We start from the raw sequence: 6,346 nt of genomic DNA, 5'->3' as shown, positions 1-6,346 counted from the left end.
ACTCCGAGGAGTCGCGGGCCCCACCCACATCACGTTCCGCGTCCGCTTCGCGGACTCGGCTCCGAGCGGCTCAGATCCGCACCTGTACGGCACCGGAGAGCCGGTCGTGCAGGCCGCGCGAGTCGCGGTCCCACACGAGCGCGGGCACGGCGAGCACCAGCAGGGCCGTGCGCACCACCGTGCGGGGCAGTGTCAGCCGCCCGCCGTTCGCGGAGACCACCCGCAGTCCCAGCAGCCGCTTGCCCGGTGTGAAGCCGACCGTGCCGACGGTGAGGACGCCGAGCACCGCGAAGACCAGCAGGGCCCAGTTCCCGGCGGAGCCGAGGTCGCCGCCCGTGAGCAGACCGTATGCGATCAGCATGCACAGGCCCCAGTCGATGAGGATCGCGCCGAACCGGCGCCCCAGCGGGGCGACCGACCCCGGCCCGTTCTCGGGCAGTCCCAGCCTCTCGCCCCGGTAGCCGAAGTCCGCACCCATCTGCTCGGCCGCTGCCCTGGGCCCGGAGAGCCAGGATCCGATTGCTTGCCTGTTGTCCACCCGTCAACGGTAACGCGCGGCCCTACCGGGTACCCGGCCGGGCCGCGGGGCCGTACACGGCCGCGAGGGCGGCACCGGGACCGGCACCGGGAGCGACCGTCCGCACACTCGTCCGGTTAACATCATCGAAACAAATGGGTCATGCTTGAGAAATCCCGCAAATCTAAGGTCGGGCGACAGCAGGACATCTCACTGGACTGCCACTCGAGCTGCCACCCCGTCCCCTCGCGGCGGGACTAGGAGGACTTGGATGTTCCAGAACGCCGACGAGGCTAAGAAGTACATCGCGGACAACGACGTGAAGTTCGTCGACGTCCGCTTCTGCGACCTGCCGGGCATCATGCAGCACTTCACGATCCCGGCCTCGACGTTCGACCCGTCCGAGATGCAGGCCTTCGACGGGTCCTCGATCCGCGGCTTCCAGGCGATCCACGAGTCCGACATGGCGCTGCTGCCGGACCTGTCCACCGCCCGCCTGGACCCGTTCCGCCGCGACAAGACACTCAACATCAACTTCTTCATCCACGACCCGATCACCGGCGAGCAGTACAGCCGTGACCCGCGCAACGTGGCGAAGAAGGCCGAGGCGTACCTCGCCTCCTCCGGCATCGCGGACACCGCCTTCTTCGGGCCCGAGGCCGAGTTCTACGTCTTCGACAGCGTCCGCTTCCAGACCAGCGCGAACGAGTCCTTCTACCACATCGACTCCGAGGCGGGCGCCTGGAACACCGGTGCGCTGGAGAACAACCGCGGCTACAAGGTCCGCTACAAGGGCGGCTACTTCCCGACCCCGCCGGTGGACCACTTCGCCGACCTGCGCGCCGAGATGTCGCTGGAGCTGGACCGGGTCGGACTGAAGGTCGAGCGCCAGCACCACGAGGTCGGCACCGCCGGCCAGGCGGAGATCAACTACAGGTTCAACACGCTGCTCGCGGCCGCCGACGACCTGATGCTGTTCAAGTACATCGTCAAGAACGTCGCCTGGCGCAACGGCAAGACCGCCACCTTCATGCCCAAGCCGATCTTCGGTGACAACGGCTCGGGCATGCACGTCCACCAGTCGCTGTGGTCCGGCGGCGATCCGCTGTTCTACGACGAGCAGGGCTACGCGGGCCTGTCCGACACCGCCCGCTACTACATCGGCGGCATCCTCAGGCACGCCCCGTCGCTGCTGGCCTTCACCAACCCGACGGTGAACTCCTACCACCGTCTGGTGCCCGGCTTCGAGGCCCCGGTGAACCTGGTGTACTCGCAGCGCAACCGCTCCGCCGCGATGCGCATCCCGATCACCGGATCCAACCCCAAGGCCAAGCGCGTGGAGTTCCGCGCCCCGGACCCGTCCTCCAACCCGTACCTGGCCTTCTCGGCCCTGCTGCTGGCCGGTCTGGACGGTGTCAAGAACAAGATCGAGCCGGCCGAGCCGATCGACAAGGACCTCTACGAGCTGGCTCCGGAGGAGCACGCGAACGTCCCGCAGGTGCCGACCTCCCTGCCGGCCGTCCTGGAGGCCCTGGAGGCGGACAACGAGTACCTGCAGGCCGGCGGCGTCTTCACCGCCGACCTGATCGAGACCTGGATCGACTACAAGCGCACCAACGAGATCGCCCCGATCCAGCTGCGCCCGCACCCGCACGAGTTCGAGATGTACTTCGACATCTGATCGACGAACACCGCCCGCCCCCGTGTCCGGTCTGCGTTCCCACAGGCCGGACACGGGGGCTGCGGCGTTCGTGCCCCGGGTTCCGCGCCGCGGTGGGAGGACCCGCGCCCGGGATGGCCCTGCGCACTTCAAGGCCCCGCCCGTGGAGCCGCGGCCGGGTGGCGGCACCGGCACGACGGCCACGTGCCGTGGTCGCGGGGAGACGTCAGCCGCCGCTCTCCCCCGGTTCTCGGGGCACGATCCGAATCCACGGGCGGCGACGGCGCCAGCCGACCGCGATACGGTGATCGCCGGCCCTGAGGAGAAGGAACCCGGTCACCGCGGCGGTCCCCGTCGCCACGGCGCCGGCCGCGGCAAGGCCGGCGCGGGCTCCGTAGGTGTCGGTGATCCAGCCGACCACGGGAGCGCCGAGGGGCGCGCCGCCGAGGAGGACCATCATGTACAGGGCCGTGACCCGGCCCCGTACGGTCACGGCGGTGGAGGTCTGCATCGTGGCGTTCGTGGCCACGTTGACGACCATGGCGAACAACCCCATGGGGACCATGAGCAGGGCGAAGCTCCACAGAGTCGGCGCCGCGGCGGCCACGGTCTGCAGGACGCCGAAGGCCAGCGCGGCGAGGAAGGGCAGTCTCCGCCGTGCGGACTCGTGCCGGGCGGTGAGCAGCGCTCCGGCCAGTGAGCCCGCCGCGACCAGGGTGTTGAAGAGGCTGTAGGCGCCCGCACCGGCGTCGAAGACGTCGTCCGCGTAGGCGGACAGGTGGACCGGGAAGTTGAGAGCGAAGGTGCCGAAGAAGCCCACCAGGACGATGGGCCACAGCAGCTCCGGCCGGCCGGCGACGTAGCGCAGGCCCTCGCGCAGCTGTCCCTTTCCGCGCGGGGCGCGTTCGACGGCGCGCAGTTCCCTGTTGCGCATCAGCATCATGCAGATCAGGGGCGCGGCGAAGGACACCCCGTTGAGGAGGAACGCCCACCCGGTGCCGACACCGGTGATCAGCAGCCCGGCGATGGCCGGGCCGATCAGACGGGCGGACTGGAAGTTCGCGGAGTTGAGGCCGACCGCGTTCCGCAGCAGGCTGGGGCCGACCAGCTCGGCGAGGAAGGACTGGCGTGCCGGATTGTCGAACACGGTGGCGATGCCGACCGCGAAGGCGGCGGCGTACACGTGCCAGACGTGGACACGGCCGGTCAGTGTGAGGGCGGCGAGGGCGAGCGCGGTGAGGGCCATGACCACCTGGGTGGCCGCCAGTACGGGGCGCTTGGGCAGCCGGTCGACGAGGACCCCGCCGTACAGGCCGAACAGCAGCAGTGGCAGGAACTGCAGGGCGGTGGTGATCCCGACGGCGGTCGAGGAGCCGGTCAGGCTGAGGACCAGCCAGTCCTGGGCGATGCGCTGCGTCCAGGTGCCGTTGTTGGACACGACCTGGCCGAGGAAGAAGAGGCGGTAGTTCCTGACCTTCAGCGAGGACAGCAGACGAGCTCTGGGGGTGGGTGAGCCGTACCGGTCACGGATGTCGGGTGTGGGGGCGGAACCGGTCCCGGGTCCCGTACTCAACTGGGCTCTCCTCCTGAGTTCCGTCCGGTACGCGCGGCCGGTGTCCTTCGTTCCGGTTCGTGGTCGCGATCCACCTACGCGACCGTGATCACGGCGGGTGCCGCGGTCGAGTCGCGGACCACGAGCGTGGGCCGGTGCAGGATGGACTGACCGGACTCACCGCCTCCCCCGTCCATGACCTGTCGCAGCTTGGCGAACGCGGTGACCGCCATCTCCTCCACGGGCTGCCGCACCGTGGTGAGCGCGGGCGTGGCCATACCCGCGAGCATGATGTCGTCGTAGCCGGTCACGGAAACGTCGCGGCCGACCACCAGGCCCGCCTCCCGCGCGCCCGTGGCGACGCCGAGCGCGCACATGTCGTTGATGGTCACGATCGCGGTCGGCGGATTGGGGACCGAGAGGATCTCCCGTGCGGCGACCCGCCCGAGTTCGGCGGTGTCCCGGTCGTCGAAGTCCACCGTGTCGGCTCCCGACCACACGGTGCCCGCGGACGGGGGGAGGCCGGCGGTGTCCAGTGCCTGCCGGAAGCCGCTGTACCGCTCGGCACGGTTGACGCTGCCGATCGAACCCGACACGAAGGCCAGACGCGTGTGCCCCAGTCCCAGGAGGTGCTCTGTCGCCAGGCGCATGCCGAGGACGTTGTCGGTCCCGATGTTCACCACGCTGTGCGGGTCACCGGGTTGCGCGGTGCGGTCGAAGGCGACCAGTCCGAGCCCTTCCTCGACGGTCGGCTTCACGTGGTCGAGCGAGGGGAGGGAGGAGCACAGCACCACTCCGCCGATGCCGTCGCCCCACAGCTCCTCGACGTAGCGGCGTTCCCGGTCCGGGTCACGCTCGCTGTTGCACAGGAGCATGTAGAAGCCCTCCGCCAGGGCCGCCGCTTCGAGGTGCCGGGCGAAGGTGCCCCAGAACGGATTGGCCACCGACGGCACGACGAGCCCCAGCATCTGGATCCGCCCGGTTCGCAACTGCCGGGCGGCGCGGTTGGGACGGTAGCCGAGGCGGCGGATCGCCGACTCCACCCGCGACCGCGTCTCGGGGAGCATCCTGCCGGTCCTGCCGTTGAGCAGGTTGGAGACCGTACTCGGCGAGACTCCCGCCTCCTGTGCCACCTGATAGATCGTTACCCCCGCCACTGGTCTCTCCCCTGCGAATAAGAACGAATTGTTTCCGGAGTGTTGACAGCCCGTACGGCCGTTCCTAGTGTCTCGTGCATCGAAACACCAGTAAATCGATGCACTGACTCTACCGCAAGTACGCCATCCGTTCAGTGCGCGTCCTCTCGCCGTCCAGGAGTCCTCATGCGTACGCACACTTCCGCTCTGTCCAGAAGAAGACTTCTCGGACTCGGCGCCGCCGCGGCCGCGGGCGCCGCGCTGTCCGCCTGCGGCGGTCCCGCCCCCCAGCAGGGGGGCGGCGGCGACGCCTCCCTGCGCCTGCTCACTCCGATCTTCGACCGCGCGGACGGGCAGAAGCTGCTCACCTCGCTGCTCGCCGACTTCAAGAAGGACCACCCCGGCGTCAGTGTCCAGGTGGACTACACCGAGTACGGAAAGCTCAACGAGAAACTGGCCACGTCGATCGTGGGGGGCCAGCCCTACGACGTCATGCTGATGGGCGTCGGCTGGATCCCGCCCTTCGTCGAGAAGGGCGTGCTCGCCGACCTCGGGACGAGCCGGTCCGAGCTGGAGAGCACGTACAACCCCCGCGTGGTGGAGCCGGGGATCTACGAGGGCGGGACCTACGGCCGCCCCATCCTGCTCGACACCAGGATAGGCATCTACCGCAAGGACATACTGGCCGAGGCGGGGATCGACGCACCGCCCAAGGACATGACCGAGCTGATGGAGATGGGCAAGGAGCTGACGGTCCGCGAGGGCGGGAAGCTGACCCGGGCCGGCGTGGACATCCTCAGCAACGACCTGCGCCAGACGTACCTCCCGGTCATGTGGGCGCACGGCGGCGACCTGTTCGCCGACGGGAAGCCCGTCTTCGACTCGGACGAGGCCGTGGAAGCCCTCCAGTGGATGGTCGACGTCATCCGCACGGAGAAGATCGAGGACTACGGATTCACCCAGAAGGGGGCCGTCGTCGCTCCCCTCATCCAGGGACGGGCGGCGATGATGATCGGCCACAACGACATGTGGCGCCAGGCATCCGAGAGCGCTCCCGAACTGATCGAGGAGGACAGGATCGGCGGGTTCATGCTGAACCAGCGGCGTCCCGCGCTGTTCCAGGGCGGGACGCTGGCCACCATGTCCGCGAAGACGAAGCATCCCGAGCAGGCCAAGGCCCTGGTGGAGTACCTGTCCGGGGAGAAGGTCTCGCCCCAGGCCGCCGAACAGCGCGGCAACATCCCGGCGGTCCTCAGCGCGGCGGACTCCGAGTACGTCAGAAGCAACAAGCTCATCTCGTTCGCGGTGGACAACCTCGACCACGCCTTCTCCGAGGGCGGAGTGCCGACCTGGCTGGAGATCCGGGAGGAGTTCAAGCCCGCTCTGGAGAGCGCGCTGCTCGGCAAGTCCAGCCCGGCCGACTCCCTGCGAGGACTGGCCGAGACGGCTGAGGCCATCATCGCCAAGGGGGCCTGAGGCCG

The 6,346-nt window shown here is 69.1% G+C and carries 5 protein-coding genes; 2 read left to right on the top strand and 3 right to left on the bottom strand.

The genetic code is table 11. The annotated features are described in order from the left end of the window. Positions 1 to 70: 70 nt before the first annotated feature. The gene (locus tag AC2CJA_RS07525) at positions 71 to 538 is read right to left on the bottom strand and encodes an RDD family protein (protein WP_484601885.1); all 468 of its coding nucleotides are present in this window, start codon (positions 536 to 538) and stop codon (positions 71 to 73) included. A gap of 250 nt (positions 539 to 788) precedes the next feature. On the opposite strand from AC2CJA_RS07525, the gene glnA reads away from it, so the two are divergent. Next, the gene (gene glnA / locus AC2CJA_RS07520; RefSeq protein WP_484601884.1) at positions 789 to 2,198 is read left to right on the top strand and encodes a type I glutamate--ammonia ligase; all 1,410 of its coding nucleotides are present in this window, start codon (positions 789 to 791) and stop codon (positions 2,196 to 2,198) included. A 205-nt stretch (positions 2,199 to 2,403) separates the two neighbouring features. On the opposite strand, the gene AC2CJA_RS07515 is transcribed toward glnA, so the two are convergent. Further along, positions 2,404 to 3,750, bottom strand: coding sequence for an MFS transporter (locus AC2CJA_RS07515; protein WP_484601883.1), 1,347 nt, complete (start codon positions 3,748 to 3,750; stop codon positions 2,404 to 2,406). A 74-nt stretch (positions 3,751 to 3,824) separates the two neighbouring features. Next, on the bottom strand, positions 3,825 to 4,862 hold the full coding sequence (locus AC2CJA_RS07510) for a LacI family DNA-binding transcriptional regulator (RefSeq protein ID WP_484601882.1): 1,038 nt from the start codon (positions 4,860 to 4,862) through the stop codon (positions 3,825 to 3,827). Positions 4,863 to 5,051: 189 nt separating this feature from the next. Here AC2CJA_RS07510 and AC2CJA_RS07505 point away from each other — a divergent pair, with 189 nt between their 5' ends. Then, positions 5,052 to 6,341 (top strand): ABC transporter substrate-binding protein, encoded by a 1,290-nt coding sequence (locus AC2CJA_RS07505; RefSeq protein WP_241715997.1) that lies wholly within the window; start codon positions 5,052 to 5,054, stop codon positions 6,339 to 6,341. The last annotated feature ends 5 nt before the right edge of the window (positions 6,342 to 6,346 follow it).

The sequence above is a fragment of the Streptomyces sp. ATLC9 genome (genome assembly GCF_057196705.1).
The sequence above is the reverse complement of the archived record's forward strand: the minus strand, read 5'-3'. Positions and strand labels throughout refer to the sequence as shown.

Excerpts from the sequence above, each read along its gene's own strand:
- glnA (WP_484601884.1), top strand. The coding sequence starts at position 789 with ATGTTCCAGAACGCCGACGAGGCTAAGAAGTACATCGCGGACAACGAC.
- AC2CJA_RS07505 (WP_241715997.1), top strand. The coding sequence starts at position 5,052 with ATGCGTACGCACACTTCCGCTCTGTCCAGAAGAAGACTTCTCGGACTC.